General features: G+C 51.1%; 29 protein-coding genes. 18 read left to right on the top strand and 11 right to left on the bottom strand.

The genetic code is table 11. The annotated features are described in order from the left end of the window. Positions 1 to 11 precede the first annotated feature (11 nt). The 9 genes from BEB54_RS09025 to BEB54_RS08985 all read left to right on the top strand — a co-directional run bounded on the left by BEB54_RS09025 (position 12) and on the right by BEB54_RS08985 (position 8,386). Positions 12 to 590: a lipoprotein gene (locus BEB54_RS09025; RefSeq protein WP_001295326.1), complete on the top strand. Its 579-nt coding sequence runs from the start codon at positions 12 to 14 to the stop codon at positions 588 to 590. Between the two features lie 43 nt (positions 591 to 633). Further along, positions 634 to 2,109, top strand: a complete 1,476-nt coding sequence (gene ampG / locus BEB54_RS09020) for a muropeptide MFS transporter AmpG (protein WP_032302574.1) — start codon at positions 634 to 636, stop codon at positions 2,107 to 2,109. A 459-nt stretch (positions 2,110 to 2,568) separates the two neighbouring features. Then, entirely contained in the window at positions 2,569 to 3,516 is a 948-nt protein-coding gene (gene cyoA, locus BEB54_RS09015) for a cytochrome o ubiquinol oxidase subunit II (RefSeq protein WP_001239441.1), read from the top strand. Between the two features lie 21 nt (positions 3,517 to 3,537). Next, entirely contained in the window at positions 3,538 to 5,529 is a 1,992-nt protein-coding gene (gene cyoB / locus BEB54_RS09010) for a cytochrome o ubiquinol oxidase subunit I (RefSeq protein WP_000467180.1), read from the top strand. Then, positions 5,519 to 6,133 carry a cytochrome o ubiquinol oxidase subunit III gene (locus BEB54_RS09005; protein WP_105282175.1) on the top strand — a complete coding sequence of 205 codons (615 nt, stop codon included), beginning with the start codon at positions 5,519 to 5,521 and terminating at the stop codon, positions 6,131 to 6,133. Before cyoB ends, BEB54_RS09005 begins: the two co-directional genes overlap by 11 nt. After that, positions 6,133 to 6,462 (top strand): cytochrome o ubiquinol oxidase subunit IV, encoded by a 330-nt coding sequence (locus BEB54_RS09000; RefSeq protein WP_000019869.1) that lies wholly within the window; start codon positions 6,133 to 6,135, stop codon positions 6,460 to 6,462. The genes BEB54_RS09005 and BEB54_RS09000 overlap by 1 nt, the downstream gene beginning before the upstream one ends. A gap of 11 nt (positions 6,463 to 6,473) precedes the next feature. Then, positions 6,474 to 7,364: a heme o synthase gene (gene cyoE / locus BEB54_RS08995; protein WP_000971336.1), complete on the top strand. Its 891-nt coding sequence runs from the start codon at positions 6,474 to 6,476 to the stop codon at positions 7,362 to 7,364. Between the two features lie 184 nt (positions 7,365 to 7,548). After that, the gene (locus BEB54_RS08990; RefSeq protein WP_001353405.1) at positions 7,549 to 7,860 is read left to right on the top strand and encodes a type II toxin-antitoxin system TacA family antitoxin; all 312 of its coding nucleotides are present in this window, start codon (positions 7,549 to 7,551) and stop codon (positions 7,858 to 7,860) included. After that, positions 7,844 to 8,386, top strand: coding sequence for a GNAT family N-acetyltransferase (locus BEB54_RS08985; protein WP_000227787.1), 543 nt, complete (start codon positions 7,844 to 7,846; stop codon positions 8,384 to 8,386). Before BEB54_RS08990 ends, BEB54_RS08985 begins: the two co-directional genes overlap by 17 nt. Positions 8,387 to 8,441: 55 nt before the next feature. On the opposite strand, the gene BEB54_RS08980 is transcribed toward BEB54_RS08985, so the two are convergent. Continuing rightward, entirely contained in the window at positions 8,442 to 9,377 is a 936-nt protein-coding gene (locus tag BEB54_RS08980) for a tetratricopeptide repeat protein (protein WP_105270966.1), read from the bottom strand. A gap of 416 nt (positions 9,378 to 9,793) precedes the next feature. Between BEB54_RS08980 and BEB54_RS08975 the strand changes: the two genes are divergently transcribed. Further along, positions 9,794 to 11,158 carry an MFS transporter gene (locus BEB54_RS08975; protein WP_105277200.1) on the top strand — a complete coding sequence of 455 codons (1,365 nt, stop codon included), beginning with the start codon at positions 9,794 to 9,796 and terminating at the stop codon, positions 11,156 to 11,158. Positions 11,159 to 11,284: 126 nt separating this feature from the next. Here the strand turns inward: BEB54_RS08975 and yajQ are convergent, their stop codons facing one another. Then, entirely contained in the window at positions 11,285 to 11,776 is a 492-nt protein-coding gene (gene yajQ / locus BEB54_RS08970; RefSeq protein ID WP_001138904.1) for a nucleotide binding protein YajQ, read from the bottom strand. Positions 11,777 to 11,943: 167 nt separating this feature from the next. Here yajQ and panE point away from each other — a divergent pair, with 167 nt between their 5' ends. Then, positions 11,944 to 12,855, top strand: a complete 912-nt coding sequence (panE, locus tag BEB54_RS08965) for a 2-dehydropantoate 2-reductase (RefSeq protein ID WP_000705835.1) — start codon at positions 11,944 to 11,946, stop codon at positions 12,853 to 12,855. Then, positions 12,818 to 13,408 carry a protein deglycase YajL gene (yajL, locus tag BEB54_RS08960; protein WP_001276329.1) on the top strand — a complete coding sequence of 197 codons (591 nt, stop codon included), beginning with the start codon at positions 12,818 to 12,820 and terminating at the stop codon, positions 13,406 to 13,408. The genes panE and yajL overlap by 38 nt, the downstream gene beginning before the upstream one ends. A 53-nt stretch (positions 13,409 to 13,461) precedes the next feature. Here the strand turns inward: yajL and thiI are convergent, their stop codons facing one another. Continuing rightward, positions 13,462 to 14,910 (bottom strand): tRNA uracil 4-sulfurtransferase ThiI, encoded by a 1,449-nt coding sequence (gene thiI, locus BEB54_RS08955; RefSeq protein ID WP_105277199.1) that lies wholly within the window; start codon positions 14,908 to 14,910, stop codon positions 13,462 to 13,464. A gap of 205 nt (positions 14,911 to 15,115) precedes the next feature. Here thiI and xseB point away from each other — a divergent pair, with 205 nt between their 5' ends. The 4 genes from xseB (at position 15,116) to yajO (ending at position 19,298) form a co-directional block, all read left to right on the top strand. Then, a complete protein-coding gene (xseB, locus tag BEB54_RS08950) occupies positions 15,116 to 15,358 on the top strand; it encodes an exodeoxyribonuclease VII small subunit (RefSeq protein WP_001124935.1) in 243 nt (80 codons plus the stop codon). Further along, positions 15,358 to 16,257 carry a (2E,6E)-farnesyl diphosphate synthase gene (gene ispA, locus BEB54_RS08945; protein WP_000347229.1) on the top strand — a complete coding sequence of 300 codons (900 nt, stop codon included), beginning with the start codon at positions 15,358 to 15,360 and terminating at the stop codon, positions 16,255 to 16,257. Before xseB ends, ispA begins: the two co-directional genes overlap by 1 nt. 24 nt (positions 16,258 to 16,281) lie before the next feature. Continuing rightward, positions 16,282 to 18,144, top strand: a complete 1,863-nt coding sequence (dxs, locus tag BEB54_RS08940; protein WP_105277198.1) for a 1-deoxy-D-xylulose-5-phosphate synthase — start codon at positions 16,282 to 16,284, stop codon at positions 18,142 to 18,144. 179 nt (positions 18,145 to 18,323) lie between these two features. Continuing rightward, on the top strand, positions 18,324 to 19,298 hold the full coding sequence (gene yajO, locus BEB54_RS08935; RefSeq protein ID WP_105277197.1) for a 1-deoxyxylulose-5-phosphate synthase YajO: 975 nt from the start codon (positions 18,324 to 18,326) through the stop codon (positions 19,296 to 19,298). Positions 19,299 to 19,351: 53 nt separating this feature from the next. On the opposite strand, the gene pgpA is transcribed toward yajO, so the two are convergent. The 6 genes from pgpA to nrdR form a co-directional block, all read right to left on the bottom strand. Next, positions 19,352 to 19,870, bottom strand: a complete 519-nt coding sequence (gene pgpA, locus BEB54_RS08930) for a phosphatidylglycerophosphatase A (RefSeq protein WP_032183470.1) — start codon at positions 19,868 to 19,870, stop codon at positions 19,352 to 19,354. Next, positions 19,848 to 20,825, bottom strand: a complete 978-nt coding sequence (gene thiL, locus BEB54_RS08925; RefSeq protein ID WP_000742107.1) for a thiamine-phosphate kinase — start codon at positions 20,823 to 20,825, stop codon at positions 19,848 to 19,850. Before thiL ends, pgpA begins: the two co-directional genes overlap by 23 nt. A gap of 77 nt (positions 20,826 to 20,902) precedes the next feature. Continuing rightward, positions 20,903 to 21,322 carry a transcription antitermination factor NusB gene (gene nusB, locus BEB54_RS08920; RefSeq protein WP_000801125.1) on the bottom strand — a complete coding sequence of 140 codons (420 nt, stop codon included), beginning with the start codon at positions 21,320 to 21,322 and terminating at the stop codon, positions 20,903 to 20,905. A 19-nt stretch (positions 21,323 to 21,341) separates the two neighbouring features. Next, positions 21,342 to 21,812 (bottom strand): 6,7-dimethyl-8-ribityllumazine synthase, encoded by a 471-nt coding sequence (gene ribH / locus BEB54_RS08915; RefSeq protein ID WP_001021161.1) that lies wholly within the window; start codon positions 21,810 to 21,812, stop codon positions 21,342 to 21,344. An 88-nt stretch (positions 21,813 to 21,900) separates the two neighbouring features. Next, on the bottom strand, positions 21,901 to 23,004 hold the full coding sequence (gene ribD, locus BEB54_RS08910; RefSeq protein WP_001150481.1) for a bifunctional diaminohydroxyphosphoribosylaminopyrimidine deaminase/5-amino-6-(5-phosphoribosylamino)uracil reductase RibD: 1,104 nt from the start codon (positions 23,002 to 23,004) through the stop codon (positions 21,901 to 21,903). A 3-nt stretch (positions 23,005 to 23,007) separates the two neighbouring features. Further along, positions 23,008 to 23,457 (bottom strand): transcriptional regulator NrdR, encoded by a 450-nt coding sequence (gene nrdR / locus BEB54_RS08905; protein WP_000543535.1) that lies wholly within the window; start codon positions 23,455 to 23,457, stop codon positions 23,008 to 23,010. A 150-nt stretch (positions 23,458 to 23,607) separates the two neighbouring features. Here nrdR and BEB54_RS08900 point away from each other — a divergent pair, with 150 nt between their 5' ends. Together BEB54_RS08900 and tsx are read left to right on the top strand one after the other, a co-directional pair. After that, the gene (locus BEB54_RS08900) at positions 23,608 to 24,147 is read left to right on the top strand and encodes a DUF3251 domain-containing protein (protein WP_105277196.1); all 540 of its coding nucleotides are present in this window, start codon (positions 23,608 to 23,610) and stop codon (positions 24,145 to 24,147) included. A gap of 297 nt (positions 24,148 to 24,444) precedes the next feature. Then, on the top strand, positions 24,445 to 25,329 hold the full coding sequence (tsx, locus tag BEB54_RS08895) for a nucleoside-specific channel-forming protein Tsx (protein ID WP_001295328.1): 885 nt from the start codon (positions 24,445 to 24,447) through the stop codon (positions 25,327 to 25,329). A gap of 217 nt (positions 25,330 to 25,546) precedes the next feature. Here tsx and yajD read toward each other — a convergent pair whose 3' ends face one another. Beyond that, positions 25,547 to 25,894, bottom strand: a complete 348-nt coding sequence (gene yajD, locus BEB54_RS08890) for an HNH nuclease YajD (RefSeq protein ID WP_000974823.1) — start codon at positions 25,892 to 25,894, stop codon at positions 25,547 to 25,549. A 128-nt stretch (positions 25,895 to 26,022) separates the two neighbouring features. Then, a complete protein-coding gene (gene secF, locus BEB54_RS08885; protein ID WP_000046637.1) occupies positions 26,023 to 26,994 on the bottom strand; it encodes a protein translocase subunit SecF in 972 nt (323 codons plus the stop codon). Positions 26,995 to 26,996 lie beyond the last annotated feature (2 nt).

Raw genomic sequence — 26,996 nt, 5'->3', positions numbered from 1 at the left:
AGAGCCCGAACATGTTCAAAAAAATCCTCTTCCCGTTAGTTGCTCTGTTTATGCTTGCAGGATGCGCAAAACCGCCAACAACTATTGAAGTTTCACCGACGATAACACTGCCACAGCAGGATCCAAGCCTGATGGGCGTCACCGTAAGCATTAATGGTGCCGATCAGCGTACCGATCAGGCGCTGGCAAAAGTCACCCGCGATAATCAAATCGTTACCCTGACTGCCTCCCGCGATCTGCGTTTCCTGCTGCAAGAAGTGCTGGAAAAACAGATGACCGCGCGTGGTTACATGGTTGGTCCGAATGGCCCGGTTAATCTGCAAATCATCGTTAGCCAACTGTATGCTGACGTGTCCCAGGGCAACGTGCGCTATAACATCGCCACCAAAGCGGATATCGCTATCATCGCTACCGCGCAGAATGGCAACAAAATGACCAAAAACTATCGTGCCAGCTACAACGTTGAAGGTGCGTTCCAGGCCTCCAACAAAAATATCGCCGATGCGGTTAACAGTGTGCTGACCGATACCATCGCTGATATGTCTCAGGACACCAGCATCCACGAATTCATCAAGCAGAACGCGCGTTAATTTCTGCCCTCTGGCCCGGTGCAAACCGGGCCTGTAGACGCCCATGTCCAGTCAATATTTACGTATTTTCCAACAGCCGCGCTCAGCCATACTGCTGATTCTGGGTTTTGCTTCCGGGCTGCCGCTCGCCCTGACATCTGGCACCTTACAGGCCTGGATGACGGTCGAGAATATCGATCTTAAAACCATTGGTTTCTTCTCTCTGGTAGGCCAGGCTTACGTATTTAAATTCCTCTGGTCACCGCTGATGGACCGCTACACGCCCCCATTTTTCGGGCGGCGGCGCGGTTGGCTGCTCGCCACGCAAATCCTGTTATTAGTCGCCATTGCGGCGATGGGTTTTCTCGAACCAGGCACCCAGCTCCGCTGGATGGCGGCACTGGCGGTGGTGATCGCTTTTTGCTCTGCCTCCCAGGATATTGTCTTCGATGCGTGGAAAACCGATGTGCTCCCGGCAGAAGAGCGTGGTGCGGGCGCGGCAATCAGCGTGCTGGGTTACCGTTTAGGGATGCTGGTTTCCGGCGGCTTAGCCCTGTGGCTGGCAGATAAATGGCTGGGCTGGCAGGGCATGTACTGGTTGATGGCGGCGCTGTTGATCCCCTGTATTATCGCGACGTTACTTGCACCAGAACCAACCGACACCGTTCCTGTGCCCAAAACGCTGGAACAAGCGGTTGTTGCACCTCTGCGTGATTTCTTTGGTCGCAATAATGCCTGGCTTATTTTGCTTCTTATCGTGCTGTATAAGCTGGGCGACGCATTCGCCATGAGCCTGACAACCACGTTTTTGATTCGCGGCGTCGGGTTTGATGCAGGTGAAGTAGGCGTGGTTAACAAAACGCTTGGCTTACTGGCGACCATTGTTGGCGCATTGTACGGTGGGATTTTGATGCAGCGCCTGTCACTGTTCCGGGCGCTGCTGATTTTCGGTATTTTACAAGGTGCGTCTAACGCCGGTTACTGGCTGCTGTCGATTACTGATAAGCATCTCTACAGCATGGGCGCAGCCGTCTTTTTCGAAAACCTCTGTGGCGGGATGGGTACATCAGCCTTTGTCGCGCTGTTAATGACGCTGTGTAATAAGTCATTTTCCGCTACTCAATTTGCCCTGCTCTCAGCGCTTTCTGCTGTAGGGCGAGTTTATGTCGGCCCCGTGGCGGGTTGGTTTGTTGAAGCACACGGCTGGTCGACATTCTATCTGTTCTCCGTCGCCGCTGCCGTACCAGGGCTTTTTTTGCTGCTGGTTTGTCGCCAGACGCTTGAATATACACGAGTAAATGACAACTTTATCTCCCGTACTGAATATCCGGCAGGTTATGCCTTTGCCATGTGGACATTGGCGGCGGGCGTCAGCCTGTTGGCCGTGTGGTTACTGCTGTTGACGATGGACGCGCTGGATTTGACGCACTTCTCTTTCCTGCCTGCGCTGCTGGAAGTCGGGGTTTTAGTCGCCCTTTCTGGCGTCGTGCTTGGTGGTTTACTGGATTATCTGGCGCTACGAAAAACGCATCTGACGTAATCTGTAAATATTATTTAGCCGTAGTAATCACTCGCCGTAATTATTACGGCTAAATAAACATCAATATCGCTTATTAATATTTGTTCTTTTGTGCGGCTTAGCGTCTGGAAATTATTGACGCCATTTATGAATTCTATTTTTCTTACACGATTCAGCTAATGAGTCTTTATTTTCTCACTACCCAGTTGTCACCTTAATGATAATTGTTTGTTAAATAATTGTTTTATTTTGTATTGGTTATACCAATTGCCCGCCCAAACTCCTTCTGCACTCCCCTTTCGTTATAACGCCCTTTCGCAACAGCTTCTTAAAATCAACTTGATATGTTTTGCAACATATGTGACCTGACAGCCAAATCCAAGTAACAGGAATTTAATCATGTTTACAGTAATGTAACCTTCCCGTAAAATGCCCACACACTTTAAACGCCACCAGATCCCGTGGAATTGAGGTCGTTAAATGAGACTCAGGAAATACAATAAAAGTTTGGGATGGTTGTCATTATTTGCAGGCACTGTATTGCTCAGTGGCTGTAATTCTGCGCTGTTAGATCCCAAAGGACAGATTGGTCTGGAGCAACGTTCACTGATACTGACGGCATTTGGCCTGATGTTGATTGTCGTTATTCCCGCAATCTTGATGGCTGTTGGTTTCGCCTGGAAGTACCGTGCGAGCAATAAAGATGCTAAGTACAGCCCGAACTGGTCACACTCCAATAAAGTGGAAGCTGTGGTCTGGACGGTACCTATCTTAATCATCATCTTCCTTGCGGTACTGACCTGGAAAACCACTCACGCTCTTGAGCCTAGCAAGCCGCTGGCACACGACGAGAAGCCCATTACCATCGAAGTGGTTTCCATGGACTGGAAATGGTTCTTCATCTACCCGGAACAGGGCATTGCTACCGTGAATGAAATCGCTTTCCCGGCGAACACTCCGGTGTACTTCAAAGTGACCTCCAACTCCGTGATGAACTCCTTCTTCATTCCGCGTCTGGGTAGCCAGATTTATGCCATGGCCGGTATGCAGACTCGCCTGCATCTGATCGCCAACGAACCCGGCACTTATGACGGTATCTCCGCCAGCTACAGCGGCCCGGGCTTCTCAGGCATGAAGTTCAAAGCTATTGCAACACCGGATCGCGCCGAATTCGACCAGTGGGTCGCAAAAGCGAAACAGTCGCCGAACACCATGTCTGACATGGCAGCGTTCGAAAAACTGGCCGCGCCTAGCGAATACAACCAGGTGGAATATTTCTCCAACGTGAAACCAGATTTGTTTGCCGACGTGATTAACAAGTTTATGGCTCACGGTAAGAGCATGGACATGACCCAGCCAGAAGGTGAGCACAGTGCACACGAAGGTATGGAAGGCATGGACATGAGCCACGCGGAATCCGCCCATTAAAGGGGTTGAGGAAGAATAAAGATGTTCGGAAAATTATCACTTGATGCAGTCCCGTTCCATGAACCTATCGTCATGGTTACGATCGCTGGCATTATTTTGGGAGGTCTGGCGCTCGTTGGCCTGATCACTTACTTCGGTAAGTGGACCTACCTGTGGAAAGAGTGGCTGACCTCCGTTGACCATAAACGCCTCGGTATCATGTATATCATCGTGGCGATTGTGATGTTGCTGCGTGGTTTTGCTGACGCCATTATGATGCGTAGCCAGCAGGCCCTTGCCTCTGCGGGCGAAGCGGGCTTCCTGCCACCTCACCACTACGATCAGATCTTCACCGCGCACGGCGTGATTATGATCTTCTTCGTGGCGATGCCTTTCGTTATCGGTCTGATGAACCTGGTGGTTCCGCTGCAGATCGGCGCGCGTGACGTTGCGTTCCCGTTCCTCAACAACTTAAGCTTCTGGTTTACCGTTGTTGGTGTGATTCTGGTTAACGTTTCTCTCGGCGTGGGCGAATTTGCGCAGACCGGCTGGCTGGCCTATCCACCGCTATCGGGAATAGAGTACAGTCCGGGAGTCGGTGTCGATTACTGGATATGGAGTCTCCAGTTATCCGGTATAGGTACGACGCTTACCGGGATCAACTTCTTCGTTACCATTCTGAAGATGCGCGCACCAGGCATGACCATGTTCAAGATGCCAGTATTTACCTGGGCATCATTGTGCGCGAACGTACTGATTATCGCCTCCTTCCCAATTCTGACGGTTACCGTCGCGTTGCTGACCCTGGATCGCTATCTGGGCACCCATTTCTTTACCAACGATATGGGTGGCAACATGATGATGTACATCAACCTGATTTGGGCTTGGGGCCACCCGGAAGTTTACATCCTGATCCTGCCTGTTTTCGGTGTGTTCTCCGAAATTGCAGCAACCTTCTCGCGTAAACGTCTGTTTGGTTATACCTCGCTGGTATGGGCAACCGTCTGTATCACCGTGCTGTCGTTCATCGTTTGGCTGCACCACTTCTTTACGATGGGTGCGGGCGCGAACGTAAACGCCTTCTTTGGTATCACCACCATGATTATCGCCATCCCGACCGGGGTGAAGATCTTCAACTGGCTGTTCACCATGTATCAGGGCCGCATCGTGTTCCATTCTGCGATGCTGTGGACCATCGGTTTTATCGTCACCTTCTCGGTGGGCGGTATGACAGGCGTGCTGCTGGCAGTACCTGGCGCAGACTTCGTTCTGCATAACAGCCTGTTCCTGATTGCACACTTCCATAACGTAATCATCGGCGGCGTGGTGTTCGGCTGCTTCGCAGGGATGACCTACTGGTGGCCTAAAGCGTTCGGTTTCAAACTGAACGAAACCTGGGGTAAACGCGCGTTCTGGTTCTGGATCATCGGCTTCTTCGTTGCCTTTATGCCGCTGTATGCGCTGGGCTTCATGGGTATGACCCGTCGCTTGAGCCAGCAGATTGACCCGCAGTTCCACACCATGCTGATGATTGCCGCCAGCGGTGCAGTACTGATTGCGCTGGGTATTCTCTGCCTCGTTATTCAGATGTACGTTTCTATTCGCGACCGCGACCAGAACCGTGACCTGACCGGCGACCCGTGGGGTGGCCGTACGCTGGAGTGGGCAACCTCTTCCCCGCCTCCGTTCTATAACTTTGCCGTTGTGCCGCACGTTCACGAGCGTGATGCATTCTGGGAAATGAAAGAGAAAGGCGAAGCGTACAAAAAGCCAGACCACTATGAAGAAATTCATATGCCGAAAAACAGCGGCGCCGGTATCGTCATTGCGGCTTTCTCCACCATCTTCGGTTTCGCCATGATTTGGCATATCTGGTGGCTGGCGATTGTTGGCTTCGCAGGCATGATCATCACCTGGATCGTGAAAAGCTTCGACGAGGACGTGGATTACTACGTGCCGGTGGCAGAAATCGAAAAACTGGAAAACCAGCATTTCGATGAGATTACTAAGGCAGGGCTGAAAAATGGCAACTGATACTTTGACGCACGCGACTGCCCACGCGCACGAACACGGGCACCACGATGCAGGCGGAAACAAAATCTTCGGATTTTGGATCTACCTGATGAGCGACTGCATTCTGTTCTCTATCTTGTTTGCTACCTATGCCGTTCTGGTGAACGGCACCGCAGGTGGCCCGACAGGTAAGGACATTTTCGAACTGCCGTTCGTTCTGGTTGAAACTTTCTTGCTGTTGTTCAGCTCCATCACCTACGGCATGGCGGCTATCGCCATGTACAAAAACAACAACAGCCAGGTTATCTCCTGGCTGGCGTTGACCTGGTTATTTGGTGCCGGATTTATCGGGATGGAAATCTATGAATTCCATCACCTGATTGTTAACGGCATGGGCCCGGATCGCAGCGGCTTCCTGTCAGCGTTCTTTGCGCTGGTCGGCACGCACGGTCTTCACGTCACTTCCGGTCTTATCTGGATGGCGGTGCTGATGGTGCAAATCGCCCGTCGCGGCCTGACCAGCACTAACCGTACCCGCATCATGTGTCTGAGCCTGTTCTGGCACTTCCTGGATGTGGTTTGGATCTGTGTGTTCACTGTTGTTTATCTGATGGGGGCGATGTAATGAGTCATTCTACCGATCACAGCGGCGCGTCCCATGGCAGCGTAAAAACCTACATGACAGGTTTTATCCTGTCGATCATTCTGACGGTGATTCCGTTCTGGATGGTGATGACAGGGGCTGCCTCTCCGGCCGTAATTCTGGGAACAATCCTGGCAATGGCAGTGGTACAGGTTCTGGTGCATCTGGTGTGCTTCCTGCACATGAATACCAAATCAGATGAAGGCTGGAACATGACGGCGTTTGTCTTCACCGTGCTAATCATCGCTATCCTGGTTGTAGGCTCCATCTGGATTATGTGGAACCTCAACTACAACATGATGATGCACTAAGAGCGGCGGTTATGATGTTTAAGCAATACCTGCAAGTAACGAAACCAGGCATCATCTTTGGCAACCTGATCTCGGTGATTGGGGGATTCCTGCTGGCCTCAAAGGGCAGCATTGATTATCCCCTGTTTATCTACACGCTGGTTGGGGTGTCACTGGTTGTGGCGTCGGGTTGTGTGTTTAACAACTACATCGACAGGGATATCGACAGAAAGATGGAAAGGACGAAGAATCGGGTGCTGGTTAAGGGCCTGATCTCTCCTGCTGTCTCGCTGGTGTACGCCACCTTGCTGGGTATTGCTGGCTTTATGCTGCTGTGGTTTGGCGCGAATCCGCTGGCCTGCTGGCTGGGGGTGATGGGCTTTGTGGTTTATGTCGGCGTCTACAGCCTGTACATGAAACGCCACTCGGTCTACGGCACGTTGATTGGTTCGCTCTCCGGTGCAGCGCCGCCGGTGATTGGCTACTGTGCAGTGACAGGCGAGTTCGATAGCGGCGCAGCAATCCTGTTGGCTATCTTCAGCCTGTGGCAGATGCCTCACTCTTATGCCATCGCCATTTTCCGCTTTAAGGATTATCAGGCGGCAAACATTCCGGTACTGCCGGTGGTGAAAGGCATTTCGGTAGCGAAAAACCACATCACGCTGTATATCATCGCCTTTGCTGTTGCCACGCTGATGCTCTCTCTTGGCGGTTACGCTGGGTATAAATATCTGGTGGTCGCCGCGGCGGTTAGCGTCTGGTGGTTAGGTATGGCGCTGCGTGGTTATAAAGTTGCTGATGATCGAATCTGGGCACGCAAGCTGTTCGGCTTCTCGATCATCGCCATCACTGCCCTCTCGGTAATGATGTCCGTTGATTTTATGGTGCCGGACTCGCATACGCTGCTGGCTGCTGTGTGGTAACACAACCTCTCTATAAAAAAGGTGCTACGGCACCTTTTTTATTGTCTGAGAACAGAGATACGGCTAATAACCGTATCTCTTGACAGAGTGAGTATATGCACATAAATTAATCATACGGTTGATAGCCGTATTATGCATGAGATCGACTCCCTACGATTTCATTCAGTTAATCAAAGAGGTCATAATGCCTGGAAAAACAGTCGCTCTACCCGATATCGATAAAACGCTGAAAAATGCGCGGGTTGAACTCAAAACCAGTCCCGACGCCAAAAACAAACTTCGTGAAGCTGCGCAAGCCGTTGGGGTAGATTTAAGCGCTTTTATTTTGAGCGCAGCTATGGAACGCGCCGAAAGTGTGCTTGATAACCAACGTCGCCGTGAGCTTTCGAATCAAAGCTGGGAACTGATGAACCAACTCATCGCTGAACCTGCTCAACCGACGCTCGCCCTCAAGGCGTTAATGAAAAGGAAAAACAGCGATGGTCGACAAGCATGAAGAGATTACTCTGCCCATAGTCCTCTCCTGTAATTATCAGTCTGATATTACTTATCCTGGGCAAAAACAGTTTGATTGCGGTAACCCTGTTATCGATAAATTTGTACGCGCATCGCTAAAGAAAAGTGTGCGTAATAGCGACTGTGCTGCTAAAGCACTTATTGACAGACAAAGTGGTGAACTGATTGGCATCTGTACTTTTACGGCATATTCGCTGGAAAAACAACGCGTTTCTGGCGTCCTTCAGGGTTCACAACCTTCAGAGATTGGTGTTGTCAGATTAGTCATGTTAGGGGTAGCGCGGAAATATCAAAAGCGGGGCTTTGGTCAGGACCTACTATGTGATTTTTTTGAACATGTAAAAATAATTCACCGGGCATTACCAATTAAAGGGGTTTATCTTGATGCTGACCCTGCCGCCATTAACTTTTATACTCGTCTCGGCTTTGTTCAGCTTTCAGCGAGGCCCAATGTTTTCGGTGCTGTACCGATGTTTTTAGCGATTCAGCATATTCTCGCGGCTTAGATTATTATCGCCTCCGGCCATGGCAAGTTTTGCCTCAGCCGGAGACTGAGCAGCGTTACCACTTTTGTTCAATTGCCCCCGCTTTCATCAGGTCCACATCCTTGCCTTTAATGGTTGCCGTTGCGGCAACGATCGTGGTCCTTATAGCTGCACAAGATTTTCGTTCAAATTCCGGTTTATAAAGAATAAGCAACGAATTACTGGTAAATGAATCAAGCCGGTAATCTGTAAAGTTAATATCCAGTCGGTTTAAGCCGAAAGGTGCAAAGCCGACCGTTTGAATAGTTTCCTTACCCGACGGACTCTTGATGTTGTACGTAACACGAAGATTGGCCACTTCGCCTAATTTATTGGTTTTGGCAAAGAGGCTATCCTTGCAGGAAAAACCTTTATCTAAAAAATTATCCCGCATTCCAGAACGGGTAATCGTGATCACCGGTAACGTATCGTCAACCGTTTTTCTGTCAATCATATCTTTTCGACAGGCGGCCATAAAGTCTTCCGGACCAGCATAAATGTGAACACCCTTATCAAGATATTCTTTCGCTTTACTACAATCCACCTCGACATACTGACCATTGGCGTACATCATGCCCAACCTGGACCATGCTAAATTCACACCGCGTTGCGTAGCCTGATTAAATAACGCATACGCTTTGGCATAATCCACCCGCACCTGTTCACCTTCGTAGTAGATATCCCCCAGCGCTAACGGAGCTTCTTCATCACCTTGTTTAGCGGCTAACTCGAACCATTTAATGGCTTCCTGAACGTTGGGTGTGGTATCGTAGCGGGGCTGATAATATTCCCAGCCTAACAGGCTTTGCGCGTCGACATCCCCCGACTCAGCCATTTTATGCAGTGTCCTTATCACATCGGGGGCAGGCTTTTCACTGTATATGCTGTCATACAATTCATGCGCTTTCTCGCTTGCCAGTGAACCTTGTGAGGCAATTAATAAAATAGCCAATAAACTCTTTTTGTTTAACATAAATAACCTTTATGCATCCACCACTATATTTTTCAATATACCTAACCACCAAACATCCACTTCATGAATAAATACACAGCCATAACAACCTCAGGTAATAAGTAAACATTTAAGCTAAAGCAGAATAACCAGCACCTCCAACACCTCTATTTATTGTGATAAAATAACACCATCCTTTAATAAAAAATCACACGCTCATCAACAAATCCGAAAATAATATCATTCGTGGCAGGATAAAATCAGGCGAGCTTTTCATTTGTTATATTTAACGCACAAAGTATTAATGGCAAGAATACGAGAGAAGCGCATGCCTGACGTAAAAATCACGCTCTTATGTAATATTTACTCATTAACACTCTGTTTACCCAACATGCGCTCCGCACTACACTATGTGGGCAATTTTTTAAGAGGTGGTAATGAACGATTATAAAATGACGCCAGGTGAGCGGCGCGCGACCTGGGGTTTAGGGACCGTATTTTCATTGCGCATGCTGGGCATGTTTATGGTACTGCCGGTTCTAACTACGTACGGTATGGCACTGCAAGGTGCCAGTGAAGCATTAATCGGTATTGCCATTGGTATTTATGGCCTGACTCAGGCCGTTTTTCAGATTCCGTTTGGCCTGCTCTCAGACCGTATTGGTCGCAAACCATTAATTGTCGGCGGGCTGGCGGTGTTTGCCGCCGGTAGCGTTATCGCTGCGCTTTCCGACTCTATCTGGGGAATTATTCTGGGCCGGGCGTTACAAGGTTCTGGAGCGATTGCCGCTGCCGTTATGGCGCTACTTTCTGATCTCACGCGCGAACAAAACCGCACCAAAGCGATGGCGTTTATCGGCGTGAGTTTTGGCATTACCTTCGCCATTGCGATGGTACTTGGCCCTATCATCACTCACAAACTTGGACTGCACACGCTGTTCTGGATGATCGCTATTCTGGCAACGACCGGTATAGCGTTGACCATTTGGGTTGTGCCCAACAGCAGCACGCACGTACTTAATCGTGAGTCCGGAATGGTGAAAGGCAGTTTCAGCAAAGTGCTGGCAGAACCGCGACTGCTGAAACTCAACTTCGGCATTATGTGTCTGCACATGCTGCTGATGTCGACGTTTGTTGCCCTGCCCGGACAGTTGGCTGATGCGGGGTTCCCGGCGGCTGAACACTGGAAGGTCTATCTGGCGACGATGTTAATCGCCTTTGGCTCGGTTGTGCCTTTCATTATCTACGCGGAAGTTAAGCGCAAAATGAAGCAAGTCTTTGTTTTCTGCGTCGGGCTGATCGTGGTTGCGGAAATTGTGTTGTGGAACGCACAAACGCAGTTCTGGCAACTGGTGGTCGGCGTGCAGCTTTTCTTTGTGGCGTTTAATTTGATGGAAGCCCTCCTCCCCTCGCTTATCAGTAAAGAGTCGCCAGCCGGTTACAAAGGTACGGCGATGGGCGTTTACTCCACCAGCCAGTTTCTTGGCGTGGCCATTGGCGGTTCGCTGGGTGGCTGGATTGACGGCATGTTTGACGGTCAGGGCGTATTTCTCGCTGGCGCAATGCTGGCCGCAGTGTGGCTGGCAGTCGCCAGTACCATGAAAGAACCGCCGTATGTCAGCAGTTTGCGCATTGAAATCCCGGCGGACATTGCCGCAAACGAGGCGTTAAAAGTGCGTTTGCTGGAAACCGCGGGTGTCAAAGAAGTGTTGATTGCAGAAGAAGAACATTCAGCTTATGTGAAAATCGACAGCAAAGTGACGAATCGCTTTGAGGTTGAACAGGCAATTCGTCAGGCATAAAAAAGAGGCGAATTGCCTGTTGCGCTACGCTTTTCAGGCCTACAAAGTTCCTGAGTGACAAATCTTTGTAGGCCGAATCAGGCGTTCATGCCGCATCTGACATGAACAAAGCGCAGGTTGTCGCGATTAATCGCGGAAGTTTTTGAACTGGAACGGCTGACCCAGATCGCCACCACGTACCATCGCCATGACAGCCTGCAAATCATCACGAGATTTGCCCGTCACACGGATCTCATCGCCCTGAATTTGCGCCTGCACTTTCAGTTTGCTGTCTTTGATCATCTTGACGATTTTCTTCTGGGTCGCGCTTTCAATGCCCTGTTTCAGTTTCGCTTCCACAAACCAGGTTTTACCGCTATGAACGATATTTTCCGGTACATCCAGCGAACTGCCTTCAATGCCGCGCTTCAGCAGCTTGGCACGCAGAATATCCAGCAACTGATTGACCTGGAAGTCGGACTCGCTCAACACTTTGATGGTTTTGCTGGCGTCATTCAGCTCAAATGAGGCTTCAACGTTACGGAAGTCAAAACGGGACTCCACTTCGCGGCTCGCGTTATCGACCGCGTTTCGTGCTTCCTGAAGATCAACTTCAGAGACAATATCGAAAGATGGCATCTTTTCCTCTCCCTTCATTTTTGATGCGAAGCATAATACCTGCAAAGTTAAATAACCGACAGTCCTGCACCAGGACGTATCCCTTAATTGTGCATAGTCGCAACAGCATGCACAATTAAGGGATAGCCTTATTGAACACCCGGAGTGGTTGCGGGTGAGGAGGAACAATGAAAATTACCGTATTGGGATGCGGTGCCTTAGGGCAATTATGGCTTACAGCACTTTGCAAACAGGGTCACGACGTTCAGGGCTGGCTGCGCGTACCGCAACCTTATTGTAGCGTGAATCTGGTTGAAACCGACGGTTCGATATTTAATGAGTCTCTGACCGCCAACGATCCCGATTTTCTCGCCACCAGCGATCTGCTCCTGGTGACGCTGAAAGCATGGCAGGTTTCCGATGCCGTCAAAAGCCTCGCGTCTACACTGCCTGTAACCACGCCAATACTGTTAATTCACAACGGCATGGGCACCATCGAAGAGTTGCAAAACATTCAGCAGCCGTTACTGATGGGCACCACCACTCATGCCGCCCGCCGCGACGGCAATGTCATTATTCATGTGGCAAATGGTATTACGCATATTGGCCCGGCACGGCAACAGGACGGCGATTACAGTTATCTGGCGGATATTTTGCAAACCGTGTTACCTGACGTCGCGTGGCATAACAATATTCGCGCCGAGCTGTGGCGTAAGCTGGCGGTCAACTGTGTGATTAATCCACTGACCGCTATCTGGAATTGCCCGAATGGTGAATTACGACATCATCCGCAAGACATTATGCAGATATGCGAAGAAGTCGCGGCAGTGATCGAACGCGAAGGGCATCATACTTCAGCGGAAGATTTGCGTGATTATGTTATGCAGGTGATTGATGCAACAGCGGAAAATATCTCGTCGATGTTGCAGGATATCCGCGCGCTGCGCCACACCGAAATCGACTATATCACTGGTTTTCTCTTACGCCGCGCTCGCGCGCATGGGATTGCCGTACCGGAAAACACCCGCCTGTTTGAAATGGTAAAAAGAAAGGAGAGTGAATATGAGCGCATCGGCACTGGTTTGCCTCGCCCCTGGTAGTGAAGAGACTGAAGCCGTCACCACTATCGATCTGCTGGTTCGCGGCGGTATCAACGTCACCACTGCCAGCGTCGCCAGCGATGGTAACCTGGCAATTACCTGCTCACGCGGCGTGAAGCTGCTGGCGGATGCGCCGCTGGTCGAAGTAGCTGATGGCGAATATGACGTGATCGTGCTGCCTGGTGGCATTAAAGGCGCGGAGTGTTTTCGTGATAGCACCCTGCTGGTTGAAACCGTGAAACAGTTCCACCGTTCCGGGCGTATCGTCGCGGCTATTTGCGCCGCACCAGCCACCGTGCTGGTGCCTCATGATATCTTCCCGATTGGCAATATGACCGGCTTCCCGACGTTGAAAGACAAAATTCCCGCTGAACAATGGCAGGACAAGCGCGTCGTCTGGGATGCTCGGGTAAAATTGCTGACCAGTCAGGGGCCAGGTACGGCTATTGATTTTGGTCTGAAAATTATCGACCTGTTGGTTGGGCGTGAAAAAGCCCATGAGGTGGCATCACAACTGGTGATGGCGGCAGGGATTTATAATTATTACGAGTAGTGTCGGATGCGGCAAACGTCGCATCTGACCAGATGCGACGTAAAAACCACAAATTACGGGCGATACACCTTCACATTGTTAAAGCCCTGCTCGCGCAGATAGAGCGCCTGCAGACGGCTCATCACCCCGCGCTCACACCACAACAGCCAGGTTTTGTTCTGGTCGAGATCGCCAAATTTGGTGCTCAGTTTATAGAACGGCAGAGAAACCACGTCGATACCTTCAACTTTCAGCGGCTTATCTTCTTGTTCATCAACAGAACGGATATCGAGGATCACGTCGTTCGGGCCGAAGCCGTTGACGGTTTCCACTTCCACCACTTCCTGCTCGGTCTGCTGAGCGATTTCGCGGATATCAACGTTATTCGCTTCCTCAACCACTTTATCGAGAATGCTGAAGTCGAACTTCTCTTCTTCCGCTTCAATCTTCGATTTAACCGCTTTCACCGTCGGGCTTTTGGAGATAACACCGCAGTATTCCGGCATGGTGCGGGCAAAATCTTCGGTGCCAATCTGGCGAGCCAGGTTGATGATGTGCTCTTTGTCGTAAGAGATCAGCGGACGCAGGATCAGCGTATCGGAGACGTTATCAATCAGGCGCAGGTTGGTTAGCGTCTGGCTGGACACCTGTCCCAGCGCTTCGCCGGTGACGAGCGCCTGTACGCCGTAACGTTCAGCCACTTTAGACGCGGCACGCACCATCATACGTTTGAGGATTACGCCCATCTGACCGTCGTCGATTTTCTCGAGAATTTCACCGACGACCGGCTCAAAGTTAATGGCGACAAAACGCACGCGGTGGGAGCTACCAAAACGGTTCCACAGATAATGCGCCACCTGACGAACACCAATTTCATGCGCCGCGCCGCCGAGATTAAAGAAGCAGTAATGCACGCGGCAGCCGCGACGCATCAACATATAACTGGAAACACCGGAGTCGAAACCACCGGAAATAAGCGACAGCACATCTTCCTGGGTGCCGATTGGGAATCCGCCAATACCTTCGTAACGACCTTTAATCAGCAGGAGACGATCGTCTTCAACTTCCAGATGGACAGTCACATCCGGATTGGTCAGCTTCACGCGCGCGGATTCAATATGCTGATTTAAACCGCCGCCGACGTAACGTTCCACATCAATCGAGCTAAACTCATGTTTACCACGGCGCTTCACGCGTACGCAGAAGGTTTTACCTTCCAGCTGATCGCGATACTGAACCAACGCTTTCTCAAAAATATCGTGCATGTCGGTAAACGGCACGTCTTCGACTTCGAGAATATGGTGGATACCCGGAATACGGGTCAGGGCGTCGCGAATAGCCAGACGCTGGCTTTCATCTTTTGCGCGAACTTCGATGTTATCCCAGTGGCGGACGACAGCGAGTGTCTCATCATAGTGCTTTAAAACGTTACGAATGTTCCCGGTAAGGATTTTTATAAAGCGCAAGCGCACAGATTGGCTTTTGATGGTGATTTCCGGGAACAATTTAATGATAAACTTCATGGCGGCAATGGTTCGTTGGCAAGTCTTAAGCGACTTGTATAGGGAAAAATACAGCAGCCCACACCTGCGGCTGCATCCAGGCGCGGAAGTATACCACTAACATCGCTTTGCTGCGCACATCACCTTACCATTGCGCGTTATTTGCTATTTGCCCTGAGTCCGTTACCATGACGGGGCGAAAAATATTGAGAGTCAGACATTCATTATGCCGAAGAAAAATGAGGCGCCCGCCAGCTTTGAAAAGGCGCTGAGCGAGCTGGAACAGATTGTAACCCGTCTGGAAAGTGGCGACCTGCCGCTGGAAGAGGCGCTGAACGAGTTCGAACGTGGCGTGCAGCTGGCACGTCAGGGGCAGGCCAAATTACAACAAGCCGAACAGCGCGTACAAATTCTGCTGTCTGACAATGAAGACGCCTCTTTAACTCCTTTTACACCGGACAATGAGTAATGGACTTTCCGCAGCAACTCGAAGCCTGCGTTAAGCAGGCCAACCAGGCGCTGAGCCGTTTTATTGCCCCACTGCCCTTTCAGAACACTCCCGTGGTCGAAACCATGCAGTATGGCGCATTATTAGGTGGTAAGCGCCTGCGACCGTTCCTGGTTTATGCCACCGGCCATATGTTCGGCGTTAGCACAAACACGCTGGACGCACCCGCTGCCGCCGTGGAGTGTATCCACGCGTATTCATTAATTCATGATGATTTACCGGCAATGGATGATGACGATCTGCGTCGCGGTTTGCCGACCTGCCATGTGAAGTTTGGCGAAGCAAACGCGATTCTCGCTGGCGACGCTTTACAAACGCTGGCGTTCTCGATTTTAAGTGATGCCGATATGCCGGAAGTGTCGGATCGCGACAGAATTTCGATGATTTCTGAACTGGCGAGCGCCAGCGGTATTGGCGGAATGTGCGGTGGTCAGGCATTAGATTTAGATGCGGAAGGCAAACACGTACCTCTGGACGCACTCGAGCGTATTCATCGCCATAAAACCGGCGCATTAATTCGCGCCGCCGTTCGTCTTGGTGCATTAAGCGCCGGAGATAAAGGACGTCGTGCTCTGCCAATTCTCGACAAGTACGCAGAGAGCATCGGCCTTGCCTTCCAGGTTCAGGATGACATCCTGGATGTGGTGGGAGATACTGCAACGTTGGGTAAACGCCAGGGTGCCGACCAGCAACTTGGTAAAAGTACCTACCCTGCACTTCTGGGTCTTGAGCAAGCCCGGAAGAAAGCCCAGGATCTGATCGACGATGCCCGCCAGTCGCTAAAACAACTGGCTGAACAGTCACTCGATACCTCGGCACTGGAAGCGCTAGCGGACTACATCATCCAGCGTAATAAATAAACAATAAGTATTAATAGGCCCCTGATGAGTTTTGATATTGCCAAATACCCGACCCTGGCACTGGTCGACTCCACCCAGGAGTTACGACTGTTGCCAAAAGAGAGTTTACCGAAACTCTGCGACGAACTGCGCCGCTATTTACTCGACAGCGTGAGCCGTTCCAGCGGGCACTTCGCCTCCGGGCTGGGCACGGTCGAGCTGACCGTAGCGCTGCACTACGTCTATAACACCCCGTTTGACCAATTGATTTGGGATGTGGGGCATCAGGCTTATCCGCATAAAATTTTGACCGGACGCCGCGACAAAATAGGCACCATCCGTCAAAAAGGCGGCCTGCACCCGTTCCCGTGGCGCGGCGAAAGTGAATATGACGTGTTAAGCGTCGGGCATTCATCAACCTCTATCAGTGCCGGAATTGGTATTGCGGTTGCTGCCGAGAAAGAAGGCAAAAATCGCCGCACCGTCTGTGTTATAGGCGATGGCGCGATTACTGCTGGCATGGCGTTTGAAGCGATGAATCACGCGGGCGACATCCGCCCGGACATGCTGGTTATTCTCAACGACAACGAAATGTCGATTTCCGAAAATGTTGGCGCGCTCAACAACCATCTGGCGCAGCTGCTTTCCGGCAAGCTTTACTCTTCACTGCGCGAGGGCGGGAAAAAAGTATTCTCCGGCGTTCCGCCCATTAAAGAGCTGCTCAAACGTACCGAAGAACATATTAAAGGCATGGTAGTACCAGGCACGCTGTTTGAAGAGCTGGGCTTTAACTACATCGGCCCGGTTGACGGTCACGATGTGCTGGGGCTTATCACCACGCTTAAGAACATGCGCGACCTGAAAGGCCCGCAGTTCCTGCATATCATGACCAAAAAAGGTCGTGGTTACGAACCGGCAGAAAAAGATCCAATCACCTTCCACGCCGTGCCTAAATTTGACCCCTCCAGCGGTTGCCTGCCGAAAAGCAGCGGCGGCCTGCCAAGCTATTCAAAAATTTTTGGCGACTGGTTGTGCGAAACCGCAGCAAAAGACAACAAGCTGATGGCGATTACCCCGGCGATGCGCGAAGGTTCAGGCATGGTCGAGTTTTCACGTAAATTCCCGGATCGCTACTTCGACGTGGCAATCGCCGAGCAACACGCAGTGACCTTTGCTGCGGGTCTGGCGATTGGTGGCTACAAACCGATCGTGGCAATTTATTCCACTTTCCTGCAACGTGCCTATGATCAGGTGCTGCATGACGTGGCGATTCAAAAGCTCCCGGTCCTGTTCGCCATCGACCGCGCGGGCATTGTTGGTGCTGACGGTCAAACCCACCAGGGCGCTTTTGATCTCTCATACCTGCGCTGCATTCCGGAAATGGTCATTATGACCCCGAGCGATGAAAACGAATGTCGCCAGATGCTCTATACCGGCTATCACTATAACGATGGCCCGTCAGCGGTGCGCTATCCGCGCGGCAACGCCGTTGGCGTTGAACTGACGCCACTGGAAAAACTGCCAATTGGCAAAGGCATTGTGAAGCGTCGTGGCGAGAAACTGGCGATCCTCAACTTTGGTACGCTGATGCCGGAAGCAGCGAAAGTCGCAGAATCGCTGAACGCTACGCTGGTCGATATGCGTTTTGTGAAGCCGCTTGATGAAGCGTTAATTCTGGAAATGGCCGCCAGCCACGAGGCGCTGATCACCATTGAAGAAAACGCCATTATGGGCGGCGCAGGCAGCGGCGTGAACGAAGTGCTGATGGCCCATCGTAAACCAGTACCCGTGCTGAATATTGGCCTGCCGGACTTCTTTATTCCACAAGGAACGCAGGAAGAAATGCGCGCTGAACTCGGCCTCGATGCCGCCGGTATGGAAGCCAAAATCAAAACCTGGCTGGCATAATCCCTACTCCACTCCTGCTATGCTTAAGAAATTATTCATAGACTCTAAATAATTCGAGTTGCAGGAAGGCGGCAAACGAGTGAAGCCCCAGGAGCTTACATAAGTAAGTGACTGGGGTGAACGAATGCAGCCGCAGCACATGCAACTTGAAGTATGACGAGTATGGCAGGAGTGGCAGCATGCAATACAACCCCTTAGGAAAAACCGACCTTCGCATTTCCCGACTTTGCCTCGGCTGTATGACCTTTGGTGAGCCGGATCGCGGTAATCACGCATGGACACTGCCCGAAGAGAGCAGCCGTCCCATCATTAAACGCGCGCTGGAAGGCGGCATAAATTTCTTTGATACCGCCAATAGTTATTCTGACGGCAGCAGCGAAGAGATCGTCGGTCGTGCACTGCGGGACTTTGCCCGTCGTGAAGACGTGGTCGTTGCAACTAAAGTGTTCCATCGCGTTGGTGATTTGCCGGAAGGATTATCCCGTGCGCAAATTTTGCGCTCTATTGACGACAGCTTGCGACGTCTCGGCATGGATTATGTCGATATCCTGCAAATTCATCGCTGGGATTACAACACGCCGATCGAAGAGACGCTGGAAGCCCTGAACGATGTGGTAAAATCCGGGAAAGCGCGTTATATCGGCGCGTCATCCATGCACGCCTCGCAGTTTGCTCAGGCGCTGGAACTGCAAAAACAGCACGGCTGGGCGCAGTTTGTCAGTATGCAGGATCACTACAATCTGATTTATCGCGAAGAAGAACGAGAGATGCTGCCGCTGTGTTATCAGGAAGGCGTGGCGGTGATTCCGTGGAGTCCGCTGGCGCGGGGACGTCTGACGCGTCCGTGGGGAGAAACCACCGCGCGGCTGGTGTCGGATGAAGTGGGGAAAAATCTCTACCAAGAAAGCGATGAAAATGACGCGCAGATCGCAGAACGGTTAACAGGCGTCAGTGAAGAACTGGGGGCAACGCGAGCACAAGTCGCGCTGGCATGGTTGTTGAGCAAACCTGGCATTGCCGCACCAATTATCGGTACATCGCGGGAAGAACAACTTGATGAATTGCTGAACGCGGTGGATATCACCTTGAAGCCGGAACAGATTGCTGAACTGGAAACGCCGTATAAACCGCATCCGGTCGTAGGATTTAAATAGGAATCCAGGCCTGATGAGACGTGACAAGCGTCACATCAGGCATCGGTGCACAGCTACGACAGAATACCCAGCGGCCAGTGATGACCAATAAAGTACAGGATGCCTGCGGAAATCACCCCGGCGACGATATCATCTATCATGATCCCCATGCCGCCATGCACATTGCGATCAAACCAGCGGATCGGCCACGGTTTCCACATATCCAGAATACGGAAAATCACAAACCCGGCGGCGACCCACTGCCAGTCATTGGTCGGCAATGCCATGAGCGTGATCCACATGCCGATAAATTCGTCCCAGACAATGCTGCCGTGATCATGCACGCCCATATCTTTTGCGGTCTGATGACAAAGATAGACGCCAATACAGATCCCCAGCATGACTACCAGTGAATAGAGCTGCCAGGGCAAAAAGGTCATCAGATACCAGAACGGAATCGCCGCCAGCGACCCCATCGTGCCTGGAACAATTGGGCTTAATCCACTACCAAATCCAACAGCAAGCAGATGCCACGGATTACTCAGCTTAAGGCGACTTTTCGCGACATCTTTATGGCGTGGCAAAATGGTCATATCCTTTCCAGTCAAATGTGACAGGTTCGCCGTCACGAATAAAACAAAGCCCTTCGATATCGGCAGTCATTTGCCCGATACAGGTAAACGGTACGCCCAGATGTCCGAGAGCCACATCCAGCGCGCCACGGTTAAGCTCTGGCACAGTGAAACACAACTCGTAATCTTCACCGCCAGAGAGCGCCCAGCGCAGCGCCTGTTCCGGCTCAACATGGCGAGAAAGCGCATCAGAAAACGGCAGCAATGCCAGGTCAATACGTGCGCCGCAGTCGCTGGCTTTCACGATATGCCCGAGATCAGAAATCAGACCGTCAGAGAGATCGATAGCTGAATTTGCCAGATCACGCAAAGCCTGTCCCTGTAAAATACGCGGCGACGGACGGAGATGACGTTTGATCAAGTAGTCCGCATCTTTAGCATCGGCAACCTGCAAACGGTTTTGCAATATCGCCAGCCCGGCGGCGCTATCGCCCGGTGTACCGGTCACATAGATCCAGTCACCCGGTTTCGCCCCAGAGCGCGTTAAGGCTCGTCCCATCGGAACAAAGCCGTGGATACCCAACGTCATTGATAATGGCCCACGCGTGGTATCGCCGCCAATAAGTTGCATATCGTAATAATTGAGAAGATCAAACAAACTGTCGCTGAAGGACTCAAGCCACGCTTCATCGACGTCCGGTAAGGTTAATGCCAGCGTTAGCCAGGCCGGATCGGCCCCCATCGCTGCCAGATCGCTTAGGTTCACCGCCAGTGCTTTATACGCCAGATCCGCAGGATCGATATCAGGGAGGAAATGGTTGCCCGCCACCAGCGTATCAGTGCTGATCGCCAGGGTCTGTTTCTCGGGGATATTGAGAAGTGCGCAATCGTCGCCAATGCCCAGTTCGACATCAAGACGAGAACTTCTTACACGGTCAAAATAACGGGCAATCAGGGAGAACTCGCCACATGCCATACGTTATGCCTCAGCAGGTAAAAAAGAAAAGGCCGGCGATCGCGGAACGGTCTTCCGTGAATCTACCGGCCTGGATATCACTTTTTGTTAGGGCGAATCACAGGTGCTGCTTTATCGAGTACGCCGTTGACGAACTTATGGCTGTCTTCTGCGCCGAACGATTTTGCCAGTTCGATCGCTTCGTTAATGGCCACTTTGTATGGCACATCGCTACGTTTAGACAGCTCGTACAGCGCAATGCGCAGTACAGCTTTTTCTACCTGGCCCAGTTCTTCCAGCAGGCGGGACAGGTATGGCTTCATCAGTCCGTCGAGGTATGCGGTGTTAGTCGCCACCCCGGCCAGCAGCTCACGGAAGTACAGGACGTCAACATCTTTTACATCCTGTTCAGCTAGGAACTGGTATTCAACATCAGCGATGTCGTTCTGGGACAACTGCCAGGAGTAGAGCGCCTGGACGGCACACTCACGAGCGCGGCGACGAGCAGCAGGTTTCACGGATTTCCCCTTACTAATTTCAGGCCTTGATGGCTTTCAATACATTAATCATTTCAAGCGCGGTCAGTGCAGCTTCTGCACCTTTGTTGCCAGCTTTGGTGCCAGCACGTTCGATCGCTTGTTCAATGCTTTCAGTGGTCAGAACACCAAAAGCAACCGGAATTTCGCTGTCCTGGGCAACATGCGCCAGGCCGTTGCTTGCACCACCAGCGACATATTCAAAGTGGGCAGTGCCACCACGAATAACCGTACCCAGCGCAATCACCGCGTCATATTTACCGGTTTTAGCCAGTGCACCCGCCGCCAGCGGCAGCTCATAGGCACCAGGCACCCAAACAACGGTAATGTTTTCATCTTTTACCTGACCGATACGTTTCAGTGCGTCAATTGCACCTTCCAGCAGGCTGTCATTGATAAAGTTGTTGAAACGCGCGATGGTGATGGCGACGCGAGCGTCCGGGGTAGCAACGTTAGCTTCAATAATGTTCATTTTCTTCCTTCGGGTTCGAGTATGGCCCCGCAGGGGGGCGGATTTTAGCATAATATTTCGTGCGCTGCTTCCCTTTCGAGCCGGGAGATCATGCACCCACTAAATGCAGGCAAACATCCGGGCCTACATGACGTATCTCTTTGAATTTAAATTGGGGGGCGTCGGCTAATTTCTCAAGTCCTGGCAGCGTGCATAATCCACGGGCGTCGTTGCCTAATAGTTTAGGTGCGATATAGACAATCAGCTCATCAACTAAACCAGCCTGTAGCAATGCGCCAGCGAGCGTTGGCCCAGCTTCCACCCAGATGCTATTAATCTGCTGTTTACCCAGTTGCATCATCAATACAACCAGATCCAGATGACCTTTATGCTCTGGAATCAGCAAGGTTCGCACCGTTTCCGGCCACTCGCGAGAATCTTCCTGCGTACGCGCGAACCAGGTTTCGCCAGACTGCTGCACAATACGGTGTTCCGGCGTCACGCGATTTTGGCTATCAATCACAATACGTACTGGCTGGCGGAGATTTTGTTGCGGATAGAGCGCCTGAGTTTGTTCATCCAGTTCAGACCAACGCACCGTTAAGGCTGGATCGTCCGCCATGACTGTTGCGCTGCTGGTTAAAATGGCATGACTTTGCGCACGCAGACGTTGTACATCGCGTCGCGCCTGAGGAGACGTGATCCACTGGCTCTCACCGCTCGCCATCGCCGTGCGACCATCAAGCGACGCGCCAAGTTTTAACTGGATATAAGGAAAGCCGGTGCGCATGCGCTTGAGAAAGCCTTTATTCAATTGCTCGGCTTCACTCATCATCAGGCCGTGGCTGACGTCAATGCCAGCCTGTTGCAAACGATAAAGTCCACGCCCAGCGACCTGCGGGTTAGGATCCTGCATCGCGGCAACCACGCGCGTGACACCCGCAGCAATCAACGCATCGCAACATGGCGGCGTACGACCATGATGGCTACAGGGTTCGAGTGTGACATACGCCGTTGCGCCTTTGGCTTTTTCGCCGGCCATGCGCAACGCGTGTACCTCGGCATGCGGTTCACCCGCTCGTTGATGGTAACCTTCACCGACAATTTCGCCATCTTTGACAATGACGCACCCGACATTCGGGTTGGGATGCGTGGTAAAACGTCCTCGTTGCGCCAGCTTTAGCGCCCGCGCCATGTAATACTCGTCCTGCACGGCTTAGTCCTCCAGGCGCGCGATCTCTTCGCCAAATTCTTTGATATCTTCGAAACTGCGGTAGACAGAGGCAAAACGGATATAGGCGACTTTATCGAGCTTTTTCAATTGCTCCATCACCAGATTGCCAATCATCTTGCTCGGCACTTCGCGCTCACCGGTGGCGCGCAGCTGCGATTTTATATGATTGATTGCCATTTCGACGTCATCGGAACTCACCGGACGTTTTTCCAGCGCCCGCAGCATTCCGCTACGTAATTTCTCTTCATTAAACGGTTCACGCACGTCATTGCTTTTTACAACACGTGGCATAACCAGCTCCGCCACTTCAAAGGTGGTGAAACGTTCATTACACACCAGACACTGCCGACGGCGGCGTACGGATGAGCCCTCGCCTACGAGACGAGAGTCAATTACCTTAGTGTCCACGGCGAAACAGAATGGGCAATGCATACGGCGTCCTGACCAGGTGGTTAACAGAAATCTATTTTACCCTGAACTGACGATACAACAAAGGCGCAACGCTTTTGAGATAAAGGATCGATGCTTTCGCTGCTTTTACCCTCTACCATTAGGCTAATTGCGACGAGAAAGGGACGACCTATGAATACTAACGTTTTTCGACTGCTCCTGCTGGGAAGCCTGTTCAGCCTTAGCGCCTGTGTGCAGCAAAGCGAAGTGCGACAGATGAAACACAGCGTCAGCACGCTGAACCAGGAGATGACGCAACTCAATAAAGAAACGGTCAAAATCACTCAGCAAAACAGGCTGAATGCAAAATCCAGCAGTGGGGTTTACCTTCTGCCTGGAGCGAAAACACCAGCAAGACTGGAAAGCCAGATCGGTACTTTACGTATGTCGCTGGTGAATATTACGCCTGGTACAGATGGCACCACCCTGACGCTACGTATTCAGGGCGAGTCGAATGATCCTTTGCCCGCATTCAGCGGAACTGTTGAATATGGGCAAATTCAGGGAACAATAGACAACTTTCAGGAAATCAATGTGCAGAATCAATTGATTAACGCCCCTGCCAGCGTCCTCGCCCCCAGCGATGTTGATATTCCGTTACAGTTAAAGGGTATTTCTGTGGATCAGTTAGGCTTTGTACGTATCCACGACATTCAACCTGTTATGCAGTAAACGTATCGCGGGGCGTTTTGTGCGTCCCGCAACATCTTTCCCCGTCATTTTGTTACTCTGCTTACATCACCCAGATTGATAGTAAAAGTTTGCAACAAGGGTGAAAGTCAGTACAATCCCCGCCCGAATGTGTGTAAACGTGAACGCAATCGATTACGTAAATGATAGAACTGTGAAACGAAACATATTTTTGTGAGCAATGATTTTTATAATAGGCTCCTCTGTATACGAAATATTTAGAAACGCAATTTGCGCCTTTTTCACTCCCGCAAGGGATTTTCAAACAGTGGCATACATATGAAAAAAACATTACTGGCAGCCGGTGCGGTACTGGCGCTCTCTTCGTCTTTTACTGTCAACGCAGCTGAAAACGACAAACCGCAGTATCTCTCCGACTGGTGGCACCAGAGCGTTAACGTTGTCGGAAGCTATCACACCCGTTTCGGACCGCAGATCCGCAACGATACCTACCTTGAGTACGAAGCATTCGCTAAAAAAGACTGGTTCGACTTCTATGGGTATGCGGATGCGCCGGTATTCTTCGGCGGTAACTCCGATGCAAAAGGTATCTGGAACCACGGTTCCCCGCTGTTTATGGAAATCGAACCACGTTTCTCCATCGACAAGCTGACCAATACTGACCTTAGCTTTGGTCCGTTCAAAGAGTGGTACTTCGCGAACAACTACATTTACGACATGGGTCGTAATAAAGATGGTCGCCAGAGCACCTGGTACATGGGTCTGGGTACCGATATCGATACTGGCCTGCCGATGAGCCTGTCCATGAACGTGTATGCAAAATACCAGTGGCAGAACTATGGCGCAGCGAATGAAAACGAGTGGGACGGTTACCGTTTCAAAATTAAATACTTTGTGCCGATTACCGATCTGTGGGGTGGTCAGCTGAGCTACATCGGCTTCACCAACTTCGACTGGGGTTCCGATTTAGGGGATGACAGCGGTAACGCAATCAACGGTATTAAGACCCGTACCAATAACTCCATCGCTTCCAGCCATATTCTGGCTCTGAACTACGATCACTGGCACTACTCTGTCGTAGCTCGTTACTGGCACGACGGTGGTCAGTGGAACGACGATGCAGAACTGAACTTCGGCAACGGCAACTTCAACGTTCGCTCTACCGGCTGGGGTGGTTACCTGGTAGTAGGTTACAACTTCTGATGAATGAAATGCCGGATCTTGTATCCGGCATTTCAGATTGTTAACAACGTGCGCTTTGTTCATGCCGGATGCGGCGTAAACGCCTTATCCGGCCTACAAAAACACGTAAATTCAATACATTGCTGAGATTACGTAGGCCTGATAAGCGTAGCGCATCAGGCAATTTTGCGTTTGTCATAAAGCTCAAATAACGGATTTTGTATCCGTCATTTTTTTATCACTTCTTCTTATTCATCATCGCTTTTAAATCAGCGAATGGGTTGTACTTCGCTTCACCGACATCTTTCTGCGCATCTTCCCCTGCGATAACCGTCGTACCATACTGATCCGCTTCGGTATATTTCGAATGCTCATGATCGTGGCAATAGAGACACAACAATTCCCAGTTACTGCCATCTTCCGGGTTATTAGTATGGTCGTGATCGATATGGTGAACAGTAAGTTCACGCAGGTTGGAATAGACAAACTCGCGGGAACAGCGACCGCAGACCCACGGATAGAGTTTTAACGCTTTTTCGCGATAGCCGCTTTCTAACCGCGCATAGTTTTTTGGGATTATAGCCATGAGAAGTTACCTGGATGAAATGTAGGGTTAGCCGCAGTTTCCCAAGATGCGAGGGTTTTCGCAATCACCTTACATCAAAAAAAATCCCGATCTTCTGACCGGGATTTTCAACATCAGCTGGAACTTGATTAAGGCAGAATTGACGGCTGATCCGCCCCTTCTTTTTCCACTTTCTGCTGCAGCATGTGTTCGCGCTTCATACCCAGTTTCAGAGCCAGCGCCGATGCTACGTAGATGGAAGATGCAGTACCGATGGAAACACCGATAAGCATGGTCAGCGAGAAGCCTTCCAGTACCGGACCACCGAAGAGGTACAGCATCAGGATAACCATCAAGGTAGTACCGGATGTGATCAAGGTACGGTGCAGCGTCTGGGTCAAGGACACGTTAAAGATTTCGTAAGGCGTACCGCGACGGATCTTGCGGAAGTTTTCACGAATACGGTCCGATACCACGATACTGTCGTTAAGCGAGTAACCGATAACCGACATCAACGATGCCACAATGGTCAGGTCAATCTCGATATGGAATAACGACAAAATACCCAGCGTAATGATAACGTCGTGCGCCAGCGCAATAACAACCCCTGCCGCCAGTCGCCACTCAAAGCGGAAACCTACGTACACGAGGATAGACAGCAGCGCCGCCATCAACGCCATCGCACCGGTTTGCGCAAGGTCTGCCCCCACGCTCGGACCGACGAACTCAATACGCTTCACTGCCGCATTCTGATTGGTGGATTCGTTAATCACCTTCAGAACCTGGCTGCCCAGCACCTGACCGCCGGTTTCGCCTTCAGCAGGCGGCATACGGACCATGATGTCGTGGCTGCTACCAAAGTTTTGCAGCATCGGCTCTTCAAAGCCCGCTTTCTGCAATGCATCACGCATCACATCGATTTCAGCCGGTTTTTCGAGCGTAATTTCGATAACCGTACCACCGGTGAAATCCAGCCCCCAGTTAAAGCCGCGCACGCCCATAATAACGATAGCGGCGATTAACAGCAGACCAGAGATGCCGAAAGCCCAGTAGTCCCAGCGCATAAAGTCATAGACTTTACGGCCGTGGTTTAGTTGTTCAACAGTATATTCCTGTGCCACAT

Origin of the sequence: Escherichia sp. MOD1-EC6021 (genome assembly GCF_002965245.1) — a bacterium.
GTDB classification, from domain to species: domain Bacteria; phylum Pseudomonadota; class Gammaproteobacteria; order Enterobacterales; family Enterobacteriaceae; genus Escherichia; species Escherichia coli_F.
This window is presented reverse-complemented; position numbering and strand designations above follow the sequence as displayed.